The sequence below is a fragment of the Mesorhizobium sp. GW821-FHT07A06 genome (assembly GCF_059419085.1).
Window position 1 is genome coordinate 118,142 of the sequence record NZ_JBWKRC010000002.1, and the last position, 21,680, is coordinate 139,821.

General features: G+C 63.2%; 22 protein-coding genes. 7 read left to right on the forward strand and 15 right to left on the reverse strand.

Annotated elements, in window-relative coordinates; all coding sequences use genetic code 11:
• The first annotated feature begins 175 nt into the window (after window positions 1-175).
• Complete coding sequence (locus AC07SZ_RS06035) at window positions 176-1,066, forward strand: ATP-binding protein (protein ID WP_056572356.1); 891 nt, start codon at window positions 176-178, stop codon at window positions 1,064-1,066.
• 27 nt (window positions 1,067-1,093) lie between these two features.
• Here the strand turns inward: AC07SZ_RS06035 and AC07SZ_RS06040 are convergent, their stop codons facing one another.
• A complete protein-coding gene (locus tag AC07SZ_RS06040; protein WP_494913733.1) occupies window positions 1,094-1,915 on the reverse strand; it encodes a helix-turn-helix transcriptional regulator in 822 nt (273 codons plus the stop codon).
• Between the two features lie 109 nt (window positions 1,916-2,024).
• On the opposite strand from AC07SZ_RS06040, the gene AC07SZ_RS06045 reads away from it, so the two are divergent.
• On the forward strand, window positions 2,025-2,915 hold the full coding sequence (locus AC07SZ_RS06045; protein ID WP_172373542.1) for an NAD-dependent epimerase/dehydratase family protein: 891 nt from the start codon (window positions 2,025-2,027) through the stop codon (window positions 2,913-2,915).
• Between the two features lie 110 nt (window positions 2,916-3,025).
• Here AC07SZ_RS06045 and AC07SZ_RS06050 read toward each other — a convergent pair whose 3' ends face one another.
• The 13 genes from AC07SZ_RS06050 to AC07SZ_RS06110 all read right to left on the reverse strand — a co-directional run bounded on the left by AC07SZ_RS06050 (window position 3,026) and on the right by AC07SZ_RS06110 (window position 19,002).
• Window positions 3,026-4,558 carry a peptidoglycan DD-metalloendopeptidase family protein gene (locus AC07SZ_RS06050; RefSeq protein ID WP_056572362.1) on the reverse strand — a complete coding sequence of 511 codons (1,533 nt, stop codon included), beginning with the start codon at window positions 4,556-4,558 and terminating at the stop codon, window positions 3,026-3,028.
• Between the two features lie 127 nt (window positions 4,559-4,685).
• Complete coding sequence (locus AC07SZ_RS06055; RefSeq protein ID WP_056572364.1) at window positions 4,686-5,339, reverse strand: protein-L-isoaspartate(D-aspartate) O-methyltransferase; 654 nt, start codon at window positions 5,337-5,339, stop codon at window positions 4,686-4,688.
• Window positions 5,336-6,094: a 5'/3'-nucleotidase SurE gene (surE, locus tag AC07SZ_RS06060; protein WP_056572365.1), complete on the reverse strand. Its 759-nt coding sequence runs from the start codon at window positions 6,092-6,094 to the stop codon at window positions 5,336-5,338. Before surE ends, AC07SZ_RS06055 begins: the two co-directional genes overlap by 4 nt.
• Window positions 6,094-7,398: a serine--tRNA ligase gene (gene serS / locus AC07SZ_RS06065; protein ID WP_056572367.1), complete on the reverse strand. Its 1,305-nt coding sequence runs from the start codon at window positions 7,396-7,398 to the stop codon at window positions 6,094-6,096. Before serS ends, surE begins: the two co-directional genes overlap by 1 nt.
• Before the next feature lie 191 nt (window positions 7,399-7,589).
• Window positions 7,590-8,465: a twin-arginine translocase subunit TatC gene (gene tatC / locus AC07SZ_RS06070; protein WP_019858559.1), complete on the reverse strand. Its 876-nt coding sequence runs from the start codon at window positions 8,463-8,465 to the stop codon at window positions 7,590-7,592.
• Entirely contained in the window at window positions 8,462-9,211 is a 750-nt protein-coding gene (gene tatB / locus AC07SZ_RS06075) for a Sec-independent protein translocase protein TatB (protein ID WP_056572368.1), read from the reverse strand. The genes tatC and tatB overlap by 4 nt, the downstream gene beginning before the upstream one ends.
• A gap of 30 nt (window positions 9,212-9,241) precedes the next feature.
• Window positions 9,242-9,463, reverse strand: coding sequence for a twin-arginine translocase TatA/TatE family subunit (locus AC07SZ_RS06080; protein ID WP_010909892.1), 222 nt, complete (start codon window positions 9,461-9,463; stop codon window positions 9,242-9,244).
• Between the two features lie 180 nt (window positions 9,464-9,643).
• A complete protein-coding gene (scpB, locus tag AC07SZ_RS06085) occupies window positions 9,644-10,411 on the reverse strand; it encodes an SMC-Scp complex subunit ScpB (RefSeq protein WP_056572370.1) in 768 nt (255 codons plus the stop codon).
• Window positions 10,408-11,211: a segregation and condensation protein A gene (locus AC07SZ_RS06090; protein WP_056573419.1), complete on the reverse strand. Its 804-nt coding sequence runs from the start codon at window positions 11,209-11,211 to the stop codon at window positions 10,408-10,410. Before AC07SZ_RS06090 ends, scpB begins: the two co-directional genes overlap by 4 nt.
• A 63-nt stretch (window positions 11,212-11,274) precedes the next feature.
• Window positions 11,275-12,294: a beta-N-acetylhexosaminidase gene (gene nagZ / locus AC07SZ_RS06095; protein WP_494913734.1), complete on the reverse strand. Its 1,020-nt coding sequence runs from the start codon at window positions 12,292-12,294 to the stop codon at window positions 11,275-11,277.
• 183 nt (window positions 12,295-12,477) lie between these two features.
• Window positions 12,478-15,864: an SPOR domain-containing protein gene (locus tag AC07SZ_RS06100; RefSeq protein ID WP_494913735.1), complete on the reverse strand. Its 3,387-nt coding sequence runs from the start codon at window positions 15,862-15,864 to the stop codon at window positions 12,478-12,480.
• A gap of 103 nt (window positions 15,865-15,967) precedes the next feature.
• Entirely contained in the window at window positions 15,968-17,725 is a 1,758-nt protein-coding gene (gene argS, locus AC07SZ_RS06105) for an arginine--tRNA ligase (RefSeq protein WP_056572374.1), read from the reverse strand.
• A 62-nt stretch (window positions 17,726-17,787) separates the two neighbouring features.
• Window positions 17,788-19,002, reverse strand: coding sequence for a deoxyguanosinetriphosphate triphosphohydrolase (locus AC07SZ_RS06110; protein ID WP_056572376.1), 1,215 nt, complete (start codon window positions 19,000-19,002; stop codon window positions 17,788-17,790).
• Window positions 19,003-19,089: 87 nt separating this feature from the next.
• Here AC07SZ_RS06110 and erpA point away from each other — a divergent pair, with 87 nt between their 5' ends.
• The 5 genes from erpA to AC07SZ_RS06135 all read left to right on the forward strand — a co-directional run bounded on the left by erpA (window position 19,090) and on the right by AC07SZ_RS06135 (window position 21,436).
• Window positions 19,090-19,437 carry an iron-sulfur cluster insertion protein ErpA gene (erpA, locus tag AC07SZ_RS06115; RefSeq protein WP_013531288.1) on the forward strand — a complete coding sequence of 116 codons (348 nt, stop codon included), beginning with the start codon at window positions 19,090-19,092 and terminating at the stop codon, window positions 19,435-19,437.
• Window positions 19,438-19,441: 4 nt separating this feature from the next.
• Window positions 19,442-19,834 (forward strand): VOC family protein, encoded by a 393-nt coding sequence (locus tag AC07SZ_RS06120; protein WP_494913736.1) that lies wholly within the window; start codon window positions 19,442-19,444, stop codon window positions 19,832-19,834.
• 6 nt (window positions 19,835-19,840) lie between these two features.
• Window positions 19,841-20,635 (forward strand): exodeoxyribonuclease III, encoded by a 795-nt coding sequence (gene xth / locus AC07SZ_RS06125; protein WP_056572380.1) that lies wholly within the window; start codon window positions 19,841-19,843, stop codon window positions 20,633-20,635.
• Window positions 20,636-20,723: 88 nt separating this feature from the next.
• Window positions 20,724-21,041, forward strand: a complete 318-nt coding sequence (locus AC07SZ_RS06130; RefSeq protein ID WP_494913737.1) for a hypothetical protein — start codon at window positions 20,724-20,726, stop codon at window positions 21,039-21,041.
• Window positions 21,042-21,208: 167 nt separating this feature from the next.
• On the forward strand, window positions 21,209-21,436 hold the full coding sequence (locus AC07SZ_RS06135; RefSeq protein ID WP_172373520.1) for a hypothetical protein: 228 nt from the start codon (window positions 21,209-21,211) through the stop codon (window positions 21,434-21,436).
• On the opposite strand, the gene AC07SZ_RS06140 is transcribed toward AC07SZ_RS06135, so the two are convergent.
• Window positions 21,408-21,626 (reverse strand): hypothetical protein, encoded by a 219-nt coding sequence (locus AC07SZ_RS06140; protein ID WP_056572386.1) that lies wholly within the window; start codon window positions 21,624-21,626, stop codon window positions 21,408-21,410. The two genes, AC07SZ_RS06135 and AC07SZ_RS06140, sit on opposite strands and share 29 nt — an antisense overlap.
• Window positions 21,627-21,680 lie beyond the last annotated feature (54 nt).

Genomic DNA, 21,680 nt, shown 5'->3' on the forward strand with positions numbered 1-21,680 from the left:
GCAAATCGGCTGCTTTTCCGGCCTGCCGGGCCGTGTTAGAGCATGATCGCGAAAAGCGCGAGCCGGTTTTCGGAAAAGATCACGCTCGAACAAAAGGTTGGAACCGGTTTCGAACCTGACGGAATCGAACGGGTCCTACCTGCCCGCCCCATGGAAACGAACCAAAAGACCTGAAATGACCGACAGCACCATCGACGCCCTCAACAAGAAACTTGACCGCCTGATCGAGGCCGTCAGCCGCCTCGCCCCGCCGCCCGTGCCCGAAACCGACCTTGGTGAGGCCGATTGCTTCGTCTGGCAGGCGGAGCCGGGCTATCTGGAGCCGGTGCGCAAGGTCAACCGCGTCGATATCGGCCTGATCCGGGGCGTCGACCGTGTCCGCGACATCCTTGTCGACAACACCGAGCGCTTCGCCGCCGGCCATCCGGCCAACAACGTGCTGTTGTGGGGCGCGCGCGGCATGGGCAAATCGTCGCTGGTCAAGGCCGTGCATGCCGAGATCAATGCCAAGGCCAGATCACACAACGCCAAATCCGACCTGCCGCTGAAGCTGATCGAGATCCACCGCGAGGACATCGACACGCTGCCGAAGCTGATGGGTTTGCTGAAGGCAGCCCCCTTCCGTTTCATCCTGTTTTGCGACGATCTGTCCTTCGATCACGACGATACGTCCTACAAGTCGCTGAAGGCAGCTCTTGAGGGCGGCGTCGAGGGGCGCCCGGCCAATGTCATCTTCTACGCCACCTCGAACCGCCGCCATCTGTTGCCGCGCGACATGATCGACAATGAGCGCTCGACAGCCATCAACCCGTCCGAGGCAGTCGAGGAAAAGGTCTCGCTGTCCGATCGTTTCGGACTTTGGCTCGGCTTCCACAAATGCTCGCAGGACGACTACCTCGAGATGGTCAACGGCTATGCCAGCCATCATGGCCTCGACATCGATCCCGAGCAGCTGCGCGCCGAGGCGCTGGAATGGGCGACGACACGCGGCAGCCGCTCGGGTCGCGTCGCCTGGCAGTTCACACAGGACCTAGCCGGCCGGCTTGGCAGGCCGCTGAAGGATTGAGGCATCGCCAAGGCAAATTCCGGGATGTCACTTGGGCAGCCGCGCCCGTCGCAAGTCGCGCGGCGTCTGGCCAATCTCGCGGCGCATCCAGTGCGCCAGGTGTGACTGGTGCGCGAAGCCCGTCAGTTCCGCGACCTCGCTTGTGCTGAGATCGTCCTGCTGCAGCAGAACGCGCGCGCGTTCGACGCGGCGTCGCAACACATAGCGATGCAGGGTGATGCCCATTGCCACCTTGAACCATGTCCGCAAGTGCGAGCTGCTCGCGCCGGCAACCCTGCTCAGGCGATGAATCGAAAGCGGCTCATGGAGGGCGACTTCAATGTGCTCCAGGACGCGCTTGAGCTGGGTATCCGACAGCCGGTTTGTTCGATCGATGTCTGAAACATCAAGGCCAAGCAGCCTGACCGCGAGTGCGGCGCCAATGCTGTCGGCAAACAGAGAGCCGCTCGGCGCGCCGGCATTGAGATCGCTCTGGAGTGCTCGAGCAAGATGTTCGATGCGTTGGTCACGAAGCAAATGGCGTGTGTCGAGCCGCGTTGTCAGCGCCTTGCCGCCAAGTTCCGCCGCCACCCTTTCCATCAGGGCTGGCTGCAAGACAATCTCAATCGTGTCGAACGGGGTTTCAGCCTCGAAGCCGCCCTCCTCGCCAGCCGGCACCAGGTCGATGTCGCCGGCGCGCCTGACGAAATATCGCCCAACCTGATTGCAGTAGGAGCGCGTCGCCGCGCTTGCATGCACCATGATGCGGTGGTGTGGCGCCCGCGGCAGACGATGGACACCGGCCTCGATATGCCGGGAGATCATTGTTACGTCGGAGGAGGATCGGGCCGGAGCGAATTGCGGACGCATGCTCTCTCGATTCATGGCAAAACCTGTCCAAGATTTGGCAATTCCCGCGCGATTTTCAATGCCGGCAACCGGTACTCACGCCTCTCCATCAGCTTGAAGAGAGGTTGCCATGAGTTTCTATGTTGTTGTCGGCGCGGGCCCGGTTGGACGCGAGACCGCTCGCCTTCTTGGCGAAGAAGGACATGACGTCGTGCTCACGAGCCGAAGTGTCGGCTCGAACGCACTGCGCAACGTGCGGGCCATACAGGCCGACGCCACGGATGCCTCGGAACTGGCGCGTATCTGCCAGGGCGCCGAGGCCATATTCATGTGTGCCATGGCCACATATCATCGGTGGCCGACCGACTTTTTCCCCATCATCGACGGCACCGTGCGCGCGGCGGAAGCGGTCGGCGCGAAGCTCATCGTGCTCGGAAACCTCTATGGTTACGGGGCAAATGCCGATAGCCCGCTTCGCTCCGACCTATCTCTGGACCCGACTTCGAAAAAGGGAACCGCCCGGACGATCATGTGGCAGCGGGCGGTCCGCGCCAATGTACCGGCCATCGAAGTACGGTCCAGCGACTATCTCGGACATGGCGCAATCAGCTATTTCTCACTGGTCGCGCTGCCCTCCATCATCGAGGGCAAGCCTACCGCCTTCATTGGAGACCTCGACGCAACCCACGCCTGGGCCTTCACCAAGGACGTCGCCAGGACACTGGTCGCGGCCACCCGCTACACGGGTGAATGGGGACGGGCGTTTCACGTTCCCTCGCAATACGCCTCCCCTCGGGAACTCATCCAGAAAACCGCGGCGATGCTCGGGCAAGAGATCCCAGAGACACGTTCCTACTCCGTCCCCGAGATGGAGGCTCTGGGCATGCACGAACTCATCGAAATGAGCTACCTCTTTGAACGTCCCTTGCTGGTCGACTCCTCGGACGCCGAGACGCTTCTCGGCGTGAAGGCCAGCAGCCTTGAGGAGATGATCGCCGACACGCTCCTTGATCATCTCTGAGGCTTGCGGGCGGGCATTTTTCACAACTGAAAAAGCCCGCTCCTCGCGGAACGGGCTGAGCCGGCGGGCCGGACTGGAGGTCAGACGGCCCGCAAATCGCTTTTTTTATTCTATTCGAGATAGGTCGAAGGATCGACCGGCGCCGAGTTCTTGCGCACTTCGAAGTGCAGCTTCGGCGAGTCCGTCGTGCCGCTCATGCCCGAAAGCGCGATTTCCTGGCCGCGCTTGACCTTCTGGCCGCGCTGCACCTCGATCGAGCTGGCATGGCCGTAGACGGTGACCAGGCCGTTCTCGTGGCGCACCAGCACCGTGTTGCCGAATTCCTTGAGACCGTCGCCGGCGTAGATGACGACGCCGTTTTCGGCCGCCTTGATCGGCGTGCCCGTGGGCACGGCGATGTCGACGCCATCCTTGCCGGATCCGAAGCCTGAGATCACCCGGCCGCGCACCGGCCAGCGCATCTTGCCGATACCCGTGGCGTCGGGCGCCACCGCTTCATCGTCCTCGGCCTGCTGGATGACTTTCGCATCCTTCTTCGGCGGCGTGTAGGACGCCAGCGTTTCCGACGGCGTGGTCTTTGCAGGAGGCTGCGTGGTTGCCGTGGTCACCGGATCGACTTTCGCCGGCTTTGCACTGGCGACCGTCGCCGTTCCGCCGGCCGGCACTTTCAGGGTCTGGCCGATCTTGAGCAAACCGTCCTTCATGCCGTTGGCCTGCTTCAGCGCCACGACGCCAACGCCGGTCTTCCTGGCAATCGAGGACATCGTGTCGCCCGACTGGACCGTGTAGGTGCCGGCGCCGCCGGTTGCCTTGGCCACTTGCGCGGGCTTGGGCTCCTTGGGCTGGCTCGCGGCGGCCGAAGCATCGACCTGAGCGGCGGACTTGCCCTCCTTGAGTTTCGGCTGTTGCGGCAGAACGGCAACCTTGTCCGGCGCGGTGGCCGGCAAGTCGTGCTTGCCATCCTTTACCGGCTTCCCATCAGCGACTTTCGGCTCAGCCTTGCTGGAATAAGCATAGGCCGGGATAACGATCTTCTGGCCGGTCTTCAGCCCCTTGGTCGGGCTCAGGCCATTCACCTTCATGATGACATCGGCCGGCACCTTGTAATGCGCCGCCAGGCCGGAAATGGTCTCGCCGTCCCTGACGACGATCTCGGTCGCATGCGGTGTGCCGGCCTGCGCCATCCTCGGCGCGTCGGGCTGGGCACTCTTGAATGGCTTCGCGGCCGGCTCGACAGTGCTGGTCGTCGTCCTGTCGAGATGAGGAGCGGGCCGAACCATGGCCGGCGCCGATGCGACACGCACGGGATTGGCCGCAGGCGCGAGTGCCGGAGCGGGTTGCGCCTGGGCTGAAACGGGCGGAGGCAGCGGCCGGCTGGAGACCGGCTCTAGACTGGAGCGGCTGACCGACTGCGTGTGGGTGCCGTCGAGCGGGGCTGCCGAGACATCGCCCGGATAGGGCTGCACGGCATCCTGCTTGTTGATGATGGTGCGCTGATTGTTGGTCGAGGAAGTGAAGACGTCGTCGACACTGTTGAACCGCGACGCCTGGGAACTGCACCCGGCGGCCGCGCCTGCAATCATGAGAACGGCGCAGCCCCGCGCCAGATTGCGACCATTTGCCTTCAAAACATTGAGTTGCATCGCACTAACCCGCACAAACTCTGCACCAACTGAGACAGGATTAAAGCGCGTTAATGTTACTGGGCGGTTAACCCATTAGAATCCGACGAAAATTTTCTTAAAACATTTTCGAGTGCGCCGGAGGCGCCTAGATCACCGCGGCGACGCTGCGCAGGATCGGCTGCAGCCGCACGAGACCGATATCCTCACGCTCGAAACGGCTGCCGACCTTGGTGAGCTTGGCCAGCACCTGCTCGCCCTCTTCCGGCCCGATCGGTGCGATGACGATGCCGCCGCTCGACAATTGGTCGAGCAGGAAGCGCGGCAGGCTGTCGAAGGCAGCCCAGGCGACGATGCGGTCGAATGGCCCCTCGGCAGGCAGACCGCCGGAGCCGTCAGCCTGGCGCGCTATGGCGTTGCCGATGCCAAGCGCCTCGAAGCGCTGCCTGGCCTGTTCGACAAGCGTCTTGTAGCGGTCGATGGTGACGATCCGTGCCGCCAGCCGCGACATCACCGCCGCCGTGTAGCCGGAGCCGGTACCGATCTCGAGCACGCGATTGCCGGGCTCGATGGCAAGCGCCGCGATAACAGCTGCTTGCATATCCGCGCCTTCGATCGCCTCGCCGCACTCGATCGGCAGCATGCGGTCGGACCAGGCGATCTGGTGGAACTGCGCCGCCAGGAAACCTCGCCGTGGCGTCGCCTCGAAAGCCGCGATCAATGCCTTCGGCACGGTTCCCCTGCCGCGCAGGCGCAGGAGGAAAGCGGCAAATCCTTCGCGGTCATCGATTGGCAGGTTCATGCAAGCGCCTTGCTCAGCTGGTCACGGATCTCATGCGCGGTGAGGTCGAGCTGCAAGGGCGTCACCGACACCAGGCGATTGCGCAGGGCGTAGAGATCGGTGCCTCGCTTGCCCTCGACTGGCTCGCGGCCAAATCGCAGCCAATAGTAAGGCAGCCCGCGCCCATCACGGCGCTCGTCGACCCACAGGCTGTGCACGAGCTTGCCCTGCGAGGTGACCACCGTGCCGGCAACCTCCTCTGGAAGGCAGTTCGGAAAATTGACGTTGAGCAGCACACCGTCCGGCAGCGGCGTCGCGACGAGCTTCTTCAGCAGTGCCGGCGCCAGCGCTTCGGTGGTCTCGTAGGGGACGACGCGATCCTCGCCGACATAGGAGTAGCCCTGGCTGAGCGCGATCGAGCGGATGCCGAGCAGCGCGCCTTCCATGGCGCCGGCGACGGTTCCCGAATAGGTCACGTCGTCGGCGATATTGGCGCCGGAATTGATCCCGGACAGGATCAGGTCGGGCGCACCGGGCAGGATCTTCTTCACCCCCATGATGACGCAGTCGGTCGGCGTGCCGCGAACGGCAAAATGCTTCTCGCCGATCTTGCGCAGCCGCAACGGCTCCGAGATCGACAGCGAATGCGCATAGCCTGACTGGTCCTGCTCCGGCGCCACCACCCAGACATCGTCGGAGAGCGTGCGGGCGACGCGTTCGAGCGACGCCAGGCCCTCGGCATGAATGCCGTCGTCATTGGTCAAAAGAATGCGCATTATTTCGATTCGATCTTTTCCAGACCGCCCATGTAAGGCCGCAGCACTTCAGGAATGGTTACGCTGCCATCCTCATTCTGGTAGTTTTCGATGACAGCTATGAGAGCGCGGCCAACAGCGGTGCCCGAGCCGTTGAGCGTATGGACGAAGCGATTGCCCTTGCCATCCTTGTCCTTGTAGCGGGCGTCCATGCGGCGCGCCTGGAAATCGCCACAGACCGAGCAGGACGAGATTTCGCGATAGGCGTTCTGGCCGGGCAGCCAGACCTCGATGTCATAGGTCTTGCGCGCGCCAAAACCCATGTCGCCGGTGCACAGCACCATGGTGCGGAACGGCAGTTCGAGCCGCTTCAGCACTTCTTCGGCACACTCGGTCATCCGCTCATGCTCGGCAAGCGATGATTCCTGGTCGGTGATCGACACCAGCTCGACCTTGTAGAACTGGTGCTGGCGCAGCATGCCGCGCGTGTCGCGTCCGGCCGAGCCTGCTTCCGAGCGGAAGCAAGGCGTCAGCGCCGTGTAGCGCAGCGGCAGTTTTTCATGCGCTGTGATTTCCTCCCGCACGAGATTGGTAAGCGGCACCTCGGCGGTGGGGATCAGACCAAGCCTGCCCTCCCCGTGCGGCGTGAAGAACAGATCCTCCTCGAACTTCGGCAGCTGGTTGGTGCCGAAAAGCACCTCGTCGCGGACCATCAGTGGCGGGATGACTTCCTCATAGCCATGCTCGGTCGTGTGCAGGTCGAGCATGAACTGGCCGATCGCGCGTTCCATCCGCGCCAGGCCGCTCTTCAGCACCGTGAAGCGCGAGCCCGACAGCTTTGCCGCCCGCTCGAAATCCATCATCCCGAGCGCTTCGCCGATCTCGAAATGCTCCTTCACCCAGTTCGGCCGCGTCGGCACCTTGCCGACGATGTGCTTGACGACATTGTCGTGCTCGTCCTTGCCGACCGGCACGTCATCGAGCGGCACGTTGGGCAGCACAGCCAGCGCGTCGTTCAGCGCCTTGTCGAGCTCGCGCTCGCGCGCCTCGCCGTTCTGGATGAAGGTTTTTATCTCGCCAACTTCGGCCTTGAGTTTCTCGGCAAGGGCGGCATCGCCCGAACGCATCGCGTTGCCGATCTCCTTGGAGGCGGCGTTGCGGCGCTCCTGCTTGGTCTGCAGCTCGGTGACGTGCTCGCGCCGCGCCTCGTCCCTGGCGATCAAATCATCGACCGTGGACTGCGCCTCCGCCGCCGACCACGAGCGCTTGGCCAGCGCCTCGACAAGGGCCTTCGGGTTGTCGCGAATCCATTTGATGTCAAGCATGGTCTATCCGTCCTCGGGTGGCATGTCGCCCAAAAGTGCGCAGCGGTTTGGGACAACGACATGCTCAAAACAAAAACTGAAACGCACCGCCTTGATGGCGATGCGTTTCAGTCAGAGGGCGTAAACCGCATCCTTGATCGATGCAAGATGAGGCTGGGCGGCGGTTGTCGTTTTCCGCGGCAGCCGATGTCTTACGAGGCTGCCGGCGCCGGAGGTTCGTCCGGTGCCTTGTCCGCCACGGTCTCGCCGGCTTCCTGTTTCTCGCGTGCCAGGCGCTCGCGCTCTTGGCTGCGCTCGATCAGCCGGGCCGACCAGATGGCGACCTCGTAGAGCAGGATGGTCGGGATGGCGAGACCGATCTGGCTCATCGGATCGGGCGGCGTCAGCACCGCCGCGACGACGAAGGCGATGACGATCGCCCATTTGCGCTTCTCGGCCAGCGCCTTGGACGACAACATGCCGACGCGGGTCATCAGGCTGGTCACCACCGGCAGCTGGAACACCAGGCCGAAGGAGAAGATCAGCGTCATGATCAGGCTGAGATATTCCGACACTTTCGGCAGCAGCGAAATCTGCACCTGCTCGTCGGTACCGGCCTGCTGCATGGCGAGGAAGAACCACATCACCATCGGCGTGAAGAAGAAATAGACCAGCGAGGCGCCCATCAGGAACAGGATGGGCGACGCGATCAGGAACGGCAGGAAGGCGTTGCGCTCGTTCTTGTAGAGGCCGGGCGCGATGAATTTGTAGATCTGCGTGGCGATCAGCGGAAAGGCGATCACCATGCCGCCGAACATGGCGAGCTTGACCTGCGTGAAGAAGAATTCCTGCGGCGCGGTATAGATCAGTTCGACTTTGTGCGGATCGAGACCCGCCCACTTGGTCGCCCATTTGAACGGAACGACCAGAAGGTTGAACAGCTTCTTGGCGAAGAAGAAGCACACCAGGAAGGCGACGAAGAAGCCGCCAAGCGACCAGATCAGCCGGCGGCGCAACTCGATGAGATGCTCGATCAGCGGTGCCGACGACTTCTCGATCTCGTCCTTTTCCTTGTCCGAAACGCTCACTTGGCGGCTCCAGCCGTCTTCTTGGTCGCCGGCTTCTTCGCGGGCGCGGGTTTCGGTTCGGCTTTCGCCACGGCCTTGGCGGCAGTCGCCTTGGCGGCGGCGGGCTTCTTCGCAGCGGCGGTCACAGGCTTTGCTGCTGTCGCGGCCTTTGTCGCTGGTGCGGCTTTTGCCGTCACAGTCTTCGCGGATGTCGAGGCCTTGGCCGGCGCTTTTGCCACCGGTGCCGACTTGGAAGCCTTCCTGGCCGCGGATGCCTTTGGCGCCGCGGCCGCTTCCGTGGGTGCCGATACGACCGATTCATCGGTCATCGCCGGGAAAATCGGTGTTGGCGCCGCGGCTCCCGCCACACTGACGCCAGGCATTTCCGTTGCACCATTCTTCAACGGCTCGGCCGGCAGCGGCGTCGAAGCTGCTGGCGTGGACGGATCGGCGGCAGGCTTCGGCTTCATCGCCGCATCGACGCCGGCGCGCACATCGGCCGCCGCCTGCTCGAACGGGTTGAGCTGCTTCTTGATCTCGGCAATAGGGCTGAGGCCCCTGAGTTCGTCGACCGACTTCTTGACGTCGTCGAGCTCGGCTTCCTTGAGCGCGTCGTTGAACTGTTTCTGGAAATCGGCCGCCATGGCGCGCAGCTTCGCCGTCGTGCGGCCGAAGGTGCGCAGCATATTGGGCAAATCCTTCGGCCCGACGACCACGATCATGACGATCGCGATCACCAGCATTTCGGTCCAGCCGACTTCAAACATGGCACTTTGTTCCGACTAGAACTTTTTGGCTCAGCTCTTGCTGGCTTTTTCCTTCACGGCCGAAACGGTCTCGTCGGCACGGTGTTCGACGGTACGCTTGTCGTCGGCGACGTCATCGTCGGCCATGCCCTTCTTGAAGCTCTTGATGCCTTTGGCCATGTCACCCATCAGCTCGGGAATCTTGCCGCGGCCGAACACCAGCAGCACGATCACCAGCACGATCATCCAGTGCCAAATCGAAAATGAACCCATAGCAAATCTCTCTCGAATGTTTTCCCTGGCGATGATCTATGCGTTTTCGCGTTGGGATTCAAACACAACAGCGACAGAGTTTATGAAAGGGTGACGGATGTCACGCTTTTTCGACTCACTGGCCCGCTACCAATCGGCGCATCTACGATCTATCGGCGCGCTTGGACAGAGCGCCAGTGGTCAATCTTCCGTGACGCGCGGCGTCAGCAAGCCGAGTTCCTCGAGGTCGATATCGGTCAGCGGATCCTCGTCCTCGGTGAGCGTGTCGGGGTCGGCCGGCGGCTGCGGAATGGAGAAATTCGACGGCATGCGGCCCGAAAGCAGGCCGGCGCCCTTCAGTTCCTCCATGCCGGGAAGATCGCGGATTTCCTCGAGCGCAAAATGGTCGAGGAAGGTTTCGGTGGTGCCGTAGGTGACGGGACGGCCGGGCGTTTTGCGACGGCCGCGCATGCGCACCCATTCCGTCTCGAGCAGCGTGTCGAGCGTGCCCTTCGAAGTCTCGACACCGCGGATATCCTCGATCTCGGCGCGCGTCACCGGCTGGTGGTAAGCGATGATCGCCAGCACTTCGAGCGCCGCGCGCGACAACTTGCGCTGCTGCACCGTGTCACGGCTCATCAGGAAGGCGAGATCGCCGGCGGTACGGAACGCCCAGGCGTCGCCGACCCGCACCAGATTGACGCCGCGCCGGGCGTAGATCTGCTGCAACTCGTCCATTGCGAGGGCGATGTTGATGCCGTCGGGAAGGCGCGCGGCGAGCTGCTTTTCGCTTACCGGTTCGGCGCTGGCGAACACGATCGCCTCGGCCATGCGCACGGCCTCCGACATATGCAGGCGCTCGGCCGGATTCTGGGGCTGATTCTGGGGCGAAGCCTGGTCGAGATCGCCCTCATCCGGCCCATCATCCACCTTGAAGGGGATAACCGAAGCGTTGGCGCGTTCGCTCATGATGCAACCTCGACTGCCTTGATTGCCGGTGCGCGGTGATCGCGCAGATAGATCGGCGCGAACACTTCGTCCTGCCGGACATCCATCTTGCGCTCGCGCACCAATTCCAGTGTCGCCGCGAATGAGCTGGCGATCGCCGTGCGCCGCTCTTCAGGGCTGGTCATATATTGGATGAGGAAGCTGTCGAGAGCCGTCCAGTCCCGCAACGAGCCGATCAGCCGGGTCAGGATGTCGCGCGCGTCCTTGAGCGACCAGACCCCGCGCCTGGCGATCGTCACATTTGTGATCGCCTGCTTCTGCCGCTGCTGGGCATAGGCGGTCAAGAGGTCGTAGAGCGACGCCGAATAGGTGTTGCGCTTCTCGATAATGACCATTTCGGGCATGCCGCGCGCGAACACGTCTCGACCGAGCCGGTTGCGATTGACGAGACGCGACGCCGCGTCACGCATGGCCTCTAGCCGCTTCAGGCGGAATTGCAGCACCGCCGCCAGTTCCTCGCCGCTTTCGCCCTCTTCGCCAGGCTGCTTGGGGATCAGGAGCTTCGACTTCAGGAACGCCAGCCACGCCGCCATCACCAGATAATCGGCGGCAAGCTCGAGGCGCAGCGTCCTCGCCGTCTCGACAAAGGCCAGATATTGCTCTGCCAGCGCCAGGATGGAAATGCGCGCCAGGTCGACCTTCTGGTTGCGGGCAAGATGCAGCAAGAGATCGAGCGGACCTTCGAAGCCGGCGACGTCGACGACCAGCGATGGGTCGCCGGTCAGCCGTGAATCATCGTTCTCGGCCCACAGGCGGTCCATCGGTGCGGCCTTCGCGGCCTTGCTCTCCAATGTTTCCGCCACAGCCTTGTCACTTCCTTGTCGTTAGGCCACCGCATCGAAATAGGTGGCGAATTCGGCGCGTATCTCGTTTTCCTCGGCCGCGTCGCATTTCCTTATATAGGTCAGAGCCCGCTTTGCACGCTCCAGAGACTTGCCTTCAAGCCCCGTGGTGCGCGATGCGATGCCCACCATCTCCTCGAAAACGCCGTTGCAGTGAAGGACCAGATCGCAGCCCGCCGCAAGGATCGAGGCCGCCTTTGTCGGGAAATCCCCAGAAAGTGCCTTCATCGAGGTGTCGTCGCTCATCAGGAGCCCGTCAAAGCCGATGTCGCGGCGGATGATCTCGTCGATGACCTTGCCCGATGTCGTCGCCGGGTTCTTCGGGTCGATGGCGCTATAAACGACATGCGCCGTCATTGCCATCGGCAGGTCGTTGAGCTCCCGGAACGGCGCAAAATCATGCCGCTGCAGATCGCTGAGCGAAGCATCGACCGTCGGCAGCTCGAAATGCGTGTCGGCAAAGGCCCGGCCATGCCCCGGAATATGCTTCATCACCGGCAGGACCCCGCCTGACATCAGGCCTTCGGCGGCGGCACGACCGAGTTCGATGACCGCGCGCGGCTCCTTGCCATAGGCGCGCGCGCCGATCACGTCGCTGGCGCCTTCGATCGGCACGTCGAGCACCGGCAGGCAATCCGCCGTGATGCCGTAGCGCAGCAGGTCGAAGGCGTGCAGGCGCGCCATCAGCCATGCGGCACGGGCGCCGGCGTCGTGATCGTCGCGCCACAGCGCGCCAAGCGCCCCGCCGGCCGGATAGTTGGGAGCCAGCGGTGGCCGCAGGCGTTGCACCCTGCCGCCCTCCTGATCGATGAACACCAACGCGTCGGGGCGTCCGATGCAATCACGCATCTCGGCGACCAGATCGCGGATCTGCTCGGTCTCGCCAATGTTGCGGGCAAACAGGATGAAGGCCCACGGGCATTCATTGCGATAGAAATTGATTTCTTCGCGGGTGAGCGATTTCCCGGCACAGCCGAGGATCATGGATTTTGATTCGGTCATGTCAGGAGTTTAGGGCTTCGCGCGATCAAAGGGAATCGCTTGCGATCACATGCGGCCCAACGCCGGAACTGCTTCCACATGAAAGCGCTGGGCACATGAAAACGCTGGGCGCATGAAAACGCTGGGCGCATGAAAAAGCCGGCGCGGTCAAAGACCACGCCGGCTTGATTGATTGATCGGCGCCTAGCGGGAGACGAAGCAGTTGCCGCCAGCCGCCTTGTAGCTGGTGCACAGGTTGATGGCATCGTTGCGCGACTGGGCCGCGACGCGGACACGGTAGAACGTGCCCTTGCCGGCGATCTCGGCCTTGACGATGTTGGCGGTGCGGCCGGCAAGCACGCTGCCGTAGCGGCGCTGCAGATCCTGGTAGGTCGACTGGGCGCTTTCCACCGTCGGCTGCGAAGCAACCTGCATCGACCACGAACCGCCACCGGTCGCCGTCGTTGCCGGATCGATGGAAGCGACCTGATCGGGCTTAACCTCGCCGACGACGTCGACCGGCTGGTCGGACGGGCGCTGCGGTGCGATCGCAACCTTGGCCGGGGTGTTGGCCGACTGCGCCTTGGCCGGTTTGGCCGCCGGCTTGAGGGCCGGCTCGTCGCCCGACTGGGCGGCGGCAGGCGCCACGGTGCCGGTCTGATCGGTATCGGCAGAGGGTGCGACATGCTGCGGCGCCGGATCGGTCGGCTCAGCGGCCGCGACCTGCGGCGCGGCCGGCGCCGGGTCCTCGCGCGGCACCAGCGAGCCATCCGACTTGACAACCATGGTCCTCACCTTGCGCGGCGCGACGGCGACGACATCGGTGTTGGTGCCCTTGTCGGCATCCTGCAGCACCTGCGCGATGCGATCCTCGGACTTGGGCGCCGGCGCCGCATTGGCGGCCGGAGCCGCATTGGCGGTTGGGGCCGCATTGGCGGTGGGCGAGGCGTTGCCGTCATCGGCTCCGCCAACGGCGGCACTCTGGTCAGGAGAAAGATCTATGGCGCGAGCCGGATCCTTTGCCTGCACGTCCACTGGCACCTCGGTGTTGGTGACAAGCTTCTGCTGCACCGGTTCGGCGGGCTTCGCGCCCTTGACCACCGCGTCGTAAACCTTGTTGTCCTGGTTCGGCACCACGGTGCCGCCCGGATTTTCCGGCTTGACCTTGATCGGTGAATTGTCGGCCTTGACGATCACCGGAGCTTCGCTGCCGCCCTTGCCGCCGAAGGACAGCGCAAAGGCGCCAAGACCGCCCGCGACCGCAACGGCGCCGACGATCGCGGCGATGAACAGGCCGCGGCGGCCCGACGAGCTGGCCGCTTCGCGCTCGCCGAGACCCGGAACGGACATCGCCTCGTCCAGTTCAGGATCATAGTCGAGTTCATCGACGGTGAAATCGTCCGCCTGCGAGACCGGCTGGTTGCCGGGCAAATTGTCGAGGTCGAAGCCGTCCGCGGCATCGGCATAGCCAGTGTTCGCGGCCGCACGAGCAGGCGTTTCGGTCGGCCGCGCCGCATAGGTGCGCGCTTCAGGCTGGTAGGCAGGCTTGGGCTCTTCGTATGCCGGCGCCTGGTATCCCGCGTTAGACTTCTCATATCCCGGATTGAGACTCCCATATCCCGGATTGAGCCCCTCATATCCCGAACTGTATCCTGCATTGTAGGATTCGTCGGCGTAGGCAGCGCTGCTTGCGGGAGCAGCTGGAGCAGGCGCGACTTCCACCGAATTCATTTCCGTCAGAAGGCTGGCGAACTCGGCGTCGAGATCGTCATAGCCAGGCGCGGCCGGCTCGTCTTCCTCGAAATGCAGTTCCGGAATGTCGAGATCGTCCGCCAGCGCCACGACGCGCTCCGGCACATCGACCGTTTCGACATCAGGCATCTCCTCATAGCGCGACGGCTGTCGCGGCTGCAGCGCTGATACAGGGGCCGCATGGGGAGCAGCCGCAACCGGCTCGGGTGCACGATAGGTCGGCACCACAGCCACTGCCGGGGCCACTTCCGGCGCGGCGGCCCTGGCCGCCATCGAAGCGGCCGGCTGCGTGGCAAATGCCGGCTGCTGGGGAACCGGTGTCACGCGGCTCCACGAACGGGTTGGCTCCGTCGGCGCCGAGCGTTCGGCCAACCAATCGAGGGAATCGGCCCGATCCTGCTGGGAAGCCGTCTCATGGCGCGCATCGAGACTCCTGGCAAGGGCCGCATCGAACGCATCATCGTCGAGATCGATATGATCCGCGGCATCCGAACCAAGATCCTGGTCCTGAAGTTCGTCGAGCTGCAGATTGTAGAGATCGGCATCGGCGGCGTGGGCGGCACTCGAACGATGCGGATCCTCGGGCGCATGGTCGTCGAGATCCCAGTCGAGATCGCCAACGAGATCGGCATTTTCCTCCGCGCTCTTCGCCGGTGCGGCGGCATGGACCTGGGCGGGAGCAATATCCGGTTGGGCTACAACAGGCCGAGCAACGACAGGCTCGTTGACCGCCGGCGGCGTGCGCGCCGTCATGGCGCCCAGAAGCGCGTTCAATTCGTCTTCGAGGCTCCGTTCGTCCGCCGCGTGGGCCCGCACGGGCTCGGCGATGACCGCTGCCGGAGCCATCGGCTGGACCGCAGCCGCAACCTCGGCGACCGGCTCTTCGGCAGGCTCGGCGAACGCATCGCCCAAATTCAGGTCGAAAGCGTCATCATCCGAAGCGGCATCGGGGCTTGAGAACTCCCCTTCCGTGTCCACGGCATCGGCGAGCACGTCGTGCGCTTCCGCTGCATCAAAGGCCACCGGCTCGTCTGCCTGAACGTCAAAATCCATATCGACATCAGCCATGGCGTCGTCGAAATGACCCGCGAAATCCTCGTCGGAAGTCGCCTGGACCTCATTCGCAACGGCCAGTGCCGGCTCAGGATAGTCGACGGCGGATGCGGCCACATGGCGCTGATCCGCCGGATGGTCGTCAAGCATCAACTCGTCTTCGAGCGAAAGCGCGACCGCATCGTCGAATTGATGATCGGGCTCGACAGCCGCCGGCGCTTCGGCCACCGCGTGCCGAGCCTCGACGGTATCGCCCTCGATGTGGAAATCCTGATCGAGCGACGCGGCAAGCTCGTCCTCCATCGGCAGATCGTCTTCGAAGGGCGAAACGTCTTCGAGCGAACTGGCAACGGCATTGTCGAAATCGGCGTCGAAGGCAGGTTCGACGGATGGCGTGGCTTCGGCAGCGTGAGGGTTGGCATGGCTGGCGACCAGCCCCTGATCATCGGCACCCGTGAAGTCCAGATGGAAATCGTCGTCGAGGGACAGCGCAAGATCATCGTCGGCCGCGTGCGTGGCCGCCGTTTCGAATGCCGGCTCATGAACATCGACGGATGGAGCGGCCGCACCGTCGCCGGCGTCGAACTCGCCCATCAACTCCTTTTCGAGGTCGATATTGAAATCGTCCTCCTGCACGGGCTGGCTGGCGACAGGAGCCTGGGCCGGCGCCGGTTGCTTGACCGGCTGGCGCGGGTCGAATCCCATGATCCTGGTCAGTTCCGCGAACGGATCATCGTCAGCGATGTCGTTGTTGTCGGCTACTCTCAGCTGGGTTCTGTCTGCCATTATTGTTCCCGAACTCGCACTCATTCGGACGCCATGGACGTCGCGCAGGGTTGGCCCTTACCAGCGCAATGTGGGCAAAAGGTGACAGGTTTTTTAGTCAAACCTAACGCATTTCGGTGGGCGCTGCCGCTCCGATCAACGTCAGGCCGGACGTCAGAACGTCCGAAACAGCCTGCACCAGCCCTAGTCTGGCATGCGTCAATTGTCGGTCGTTAACCTTAACAAAACGTAAGTCCGGATTATCCGTGCCCCGGTTCCAGTGTCCGTGGAAACTGGAAGCCAGATCATAGAGGTAAAATGCCAGCCTATGCGGCTCCAGCGCAAGAGCGGCGGATTCGATCAGGCGTGGATATTCGGCGAGTTTGCGGATCAGGCCGATCTCGCCCTCGTCGGTCAGCGATGCGACGGCGGCCGCCAGGCTGTTGCGGTCGAAATTCGCCTCGCCCAATTGCTCGCTTGCCTGCCGGAACACCGAATGGCAGCGCGCCGAAGCGTACTGCACGTAAAACACCGGATTGTCCTTGGACTGCTCGGTCACCTTGGCGAAGTCGAAATCGAGCGGCGCATCGCTTTTGCGGTAAAGCATCATGAAACGGATGGCGTCGCGGCCAACCTCTTCCACCACTTCCCGAAGCGTGACAAAATCACCTGACCGCTTCGACATGCGGACCGGCTCGCCGTCACGAAACAGCTTGACCAGATTGCACAACAGGACGGTGAGCTTGACCTCGTCGCCCGCGATGGCCCGTGCCAGCGCCTCCAGCCGCTTGACGTAACCGCCATGGTCGGCGCCAAGCACATAGATCAGGTCGACGAAGCCGCGATCGACCTTGTCCTTCAGATACGCCACGTCGGCGGCGAAATAGGTGAACGCGCCATCGGACTTGACCAAAGCCCGGTCCATGTCGTCGCCGACCGCGGTCGAGCGGAACAGCGTCTGCTCGCGGTCTTCCCAGTCGTCCGGCTTCTCTCCCTTGGGCGGCGGAAGCTTGCCCTTGTAGATATGGCCCTTCAGCGTCAGGTCGTTGATCGCCGAGCGGATCTTCCTGGCATTGTCGGCATGCAGCGTGCGTTCGGAGAAGAACACGTCGTGATGCACGTTGAGCAGCGCCAGATCCTCGCGGATCATCGCCATCATCGCGTCAATGGTCCGGTCCTTGACGATGGCCAGTGCTTCGTCATCCGGCATCTGCAGCAGCGAACGGCCGAACTCCTTGACCAGCGCATGACCGACCGGGACCAGGTAGTCGCCGGGATAAAGCCCGGGCGGAATCTCGCCGATATCCTCGCCAAGCGCTTCGCGGTAGCGAAGGAAGGCCGAGCGTCCGAGCACATCGATCTGCGAGCCGGCATCGTTGATGACATATTCCTTGGTCACGTCGTAACCGGCAAACGCCATCAGATTGGCGAGCGCGTCGCCCACCACGGCGCCCCGGCAATGGCCGACATGCATCGGCCCCGTCGGGTTGGCCGAGACATATTCGACATTGGTTTTCCGGCCGGCACCGACCGTGGAGCGGCCATAATTGCGTCCCTCGCCCAGAAGGGCCGCCAGATGGGCCTGCCAGAAGCCGTCCTTGAGGCGGAGATTGACGAAGCCAGGGCCTGCAACTTCGGCGGCGGCGACATCCTTGTCGTCGCGCAGCGCCAGCGCCAGCCTTTCGGCCAGCGCACGCGGGTTCTGGCCGGTGGGCTTGGCCAGCACCATTGCCGCATTGGTCGCGAGGTCGCCATGGCTGGCGTCGCGCGGCGGTTCGACTGCGATGCGCGACAGGTCGGGCGAAACGCCATCCTTGTCTTTCAGATCGAGCGCTTCGACAGCCTTTGTGACTCGCGCGGTGAAATCGGCGAAGATGTTCATGGGTATTGCTCTGGCGGCTTTATGGCGAATCCGGCTCGTTGGCCGGCAAAATCGCGCCCGCCCTAGCTCAAATCCGGGGTGCGGTCAAACAAACGCCGATGTTCCTTGAGTGCGTAGGTATCGGTCATCCCTGCCAGGAAATCGGCCACGCTGCGCGCCTTGATGCGATCCTCGGCCCGGTCCAGCCCCTCGCGCCAGCCGTCGGGCATGGCGCGCGGGTCGGCGAAATAGACATCGAACAGGTCCCTGACGATCTGCTCGGCGCCGGCGCGCACCCGCATCACCTCCTTGTGCCGATAGAGGTGCTTGTAGAGAAAAGCCTTGAGTTCCTTCTCGGCCGCGGCCATCTCGGTGGAAAAGGTCACCATCGTCTCGCCGGCCGCCCTCACCGCATCGGCGCTGCGTGGGGCGATACGCTCCAGATTGGCGGTCGCGGAAACGATGACATCCTCGACCATCGCGGTGATCTGCCGCCGCATCAGTTCGTGGCCGGTGCGCACGCCATCAAGCGCCGGATAGCGTTGGCGCACGCCCCGCAGGATCGCTCCCGGCAGCGAGACGTCCTCCAGCATGTCGAGCGTCAGCAGCCCTGCCCGCAAGCCGTCGTCAATGTCATGTGTGTTGTAGGCGATATCGTCGGCGATGGCGGCGCATTGCGCCTCGATGCCGGCGAAGTGGTCGAGTTCGAGATCCTGCAGCTCCGAGTAGTCGCGGATCGCCTGCGGCACCGGCCCTTTCAGGCCCTTGCCGCGGCTGTCCGTCAGCGGGCCATTGTGCTTGACCAGGCCCTCCAATGTCTCCCAGCTCAGGTTCAGCCCGTCGAATTCGGCGTAGCGCGCTTCCAGCCGGGTCACGATGCGCAGCGATTGCGCGTTGTGATCAAAACCGCCCCAGGCAGCCATCTTGTCGTTCAGCGCGTCCTCGCCGGTGTGGCCGAAGGGCGTGTGGCCGAAATCATGCACCAGCGCCACAGCCTCGGCCAGATCCTCGTCGCCGCGCAGCGCCCGCGCCAGGGCGCGCGCGATCTGGGCCACCTCGATCGAATGGGTCAGCCTTGTGCGGTAGTGATCACCTTCGTGGGCGATGAAGACCTGGGTCTTGTGCTTGAGCCGCCGGAACGCCGTCGAATGGATGATGCGGTCGCGGTCGCGCTGGAACGGCGTGCGGGTCGGGCTTTCGACCTCGTCGAACAGCCGGCCGCGCGAGCGCGCCGGATCCGTGGCATAGGCCGCGCGCGGCCGGTAGCCGAATCCGATGTCGCCCAACTCGTTGGTCATGGTCGATGCCGCAGGTTGACTGGTCTAGTTGACTTGGCCGCTTGCGCTTCATACCTATCATGTGAAACCGAAAGCAAGGTGACGCCCATGGGCGCGGATGCCAAGACTGCCATGAAAGTCGATATGACCGAGGCTGCCGCCAAGCGGATCGCCAGGATTGTCTCCAACGAAGCCGGCAAGACGGCGTTGCGCGTTTCCGTCGAAGGCGGCGGCTGCTCCGGCTTTTCATACAAGTTCGATCTGGTCGATACGCGCAACGACGATGACGTCGCCATCGAGAAGGATGGCGCCACTGTGCTGATCGACGATTTGTCTCTGGTCTATATGGGCGGGTCGGTAATCGACTTCGTCGACGATTTGATGGGCCAGTCGTTCCAGATCCGCAATCCGAACGCGGTCGCCTCCTGCGGCTGCGGCACCAGTTTCTCCATCTAGCGGCATGCCTGCCGTCGGCGCGGTCCGTCAGGTCGCGCTGTCGGCCGGACGCGATCTTGATTCGACGCTCGCCTTCTGGCGCGATGTGCTCGGCATGAATGTGCACGCGCGCTTCGACCCACCGGGTATCGCCTTCATCATGGCAGGCAGCGTGCGGCTGCTGTTCACCGACGGCATACCGGCCGGCACCGTCTATCTCGACATAACGGGCCTCGAAGCCTTCCACGCCGGGGCGAAAGCCGCGGGAGTCCCCTTCACCGCGCCGCCGACGCTGGTGCATCGCGACACGGAGGGCCAGTTCGGTCCGGCGGGGGAAAGCGAGTGGATGGCCTTCCTAAAGGACCCGGCAGGCAATACGATCGGCCTGGTCGAACGCCACCCGCCTCAGGAAGAATAGACCGTCATGAAAATCGTCACCTGGAACATCAACGGCGTCCGCGCCCGCATCGGCAACCTCACCCACTGGCTGACCGAAAGCGCGCCCGACATCGTCTGCCTGCAGGAGATCAAGACGGTCGATGAGCAGTTCCCGCGCGCCGAGATCGAGGCGTTGGGCTACAATGTGGAAACCCATGGCCAGAAGGGTTTTAATGGCGTCGCCATCCTGTCGAAGCTGCGCTTTGATGAAGTGAACCGCGGCCTGCCGGGCGACGACACCGACGAACAGGCGCGCTTCATCGAAGGCGTATTCTCGACCGACAAGGGCGCGCTGCGCGTCGCCTCGCTTTATCTGCCGAATGGCAATCCGATCGATGACGACAAGAAGTTTCCCTACAAGCTGTCCTGGATGGCCCGGCTGGAACGCTGGGCCGAGGAACGGCTGAGGCTCGAAGAAGCACTGGTGCTGGCCGGCGACTACAACGTCATTCCCGAGCCGATCGATGCGCGCTTTCCGGAGAACTGGCTGGGCGACGCGCTGTTCCAACCGCAGACGCGGCAGGCCTTCCGGCGGCTTCTCAATCTCGGCTTCACCGAAGCGGTGCGCGCGGTGACCGATGCGCCCGACACCTACACCTTCTGGGACTATCAGGCCGGCGCCTGGCAGAAGAACAACGGCATCCGCATCGACCATCTGCTGCTGTCGCCGGAAGCCGCCAACCGATTCTCGTCGGCCTCGATCGAAAAGCATGTGCGCGCCTGGGAAAAGCCATCCGATCACGTGCCGGTGGCGATCGATCTCGCGCTGCAGCCAGCCTGACCGGCCCCTTCCGCCGTCGAATCGCCGGGCTTGTTTCGCCACGACGACGTTGTGTCGCCACAAATCAGGCTCATGATCGAAAATCATCATGGCGGCCGGGGTTCCCATGACTATTCGATTTGTTGCTTGTCCGATCGGCCTGGCATTCGCCACGGTCGTCATGCCGCCGGCCTTCGCCGCTCCGGAATGTCTCGCCAATGGAAAATCCTATCCGGTCGGTCAGGTCGCCTGCCTGACTGTTGGCGACCAGAGCCATCTGGCGCGCTGCGACATGGTGCTCAACAACACGTCATGGACCAAGGTCGGCGACAGCTGCCCCGAAAACAAGGTGGCGCCACATCTGCATGTCACGCCGATCTCGACACCCGCGCCAAGCATGGTGCCGACCGAACCGACCGAGAACTGATTTTCTCATCAGGCTATCGACCTCGCCGCCGACTATTTTCATCGTTATGTCTTATGTTAAAGACGCAGACCTCGGATCGGTACAAGGTGCGCCAGTCAGCGGCCAGTTAAATGGGCTCCGCTGCTTGGGAGCGACCATCGCACTCTCGCCCTTACCGGAGCGTAGAGATGTTTGGACAAGACAGCAGCCAAATTCTGTATCCCGAGGATATCGACCGTCTTTGTGCCGTGTTTGAGGCTGTGTGTGACCGTTACCGGATTTTGCCGGATCCCGAAGCCGCTCTCGACCTAGCCGCGGATTTGGTGCGCTTGTTCCAGTCCGGCATGACAGGCGAAACGGCGCTCAGAATTGCGGCGGAGGCGCGCCTCACGGAACCCTATCGTCTCGCGGGCTGATCTGGCGTCGGCTGCTGGTGACTTCCATGATCACCGCCCGCCGTTCGGCCTCGACCTGGGCGACGTTGACCAACGTGTCTATGTCCAACATCTCATGAAGATGACCGGATTGCACAACCATGTTTCGAACGGTTTTCAACGTTTCGCTGGTGGCTCGAAGCGTCGCGGCGAGCGTAGGCATGTCAGTCATTTGCTACTCCCGGAGAAATCACGCGTCGAGACAACCACTCAACCATAGATAGAT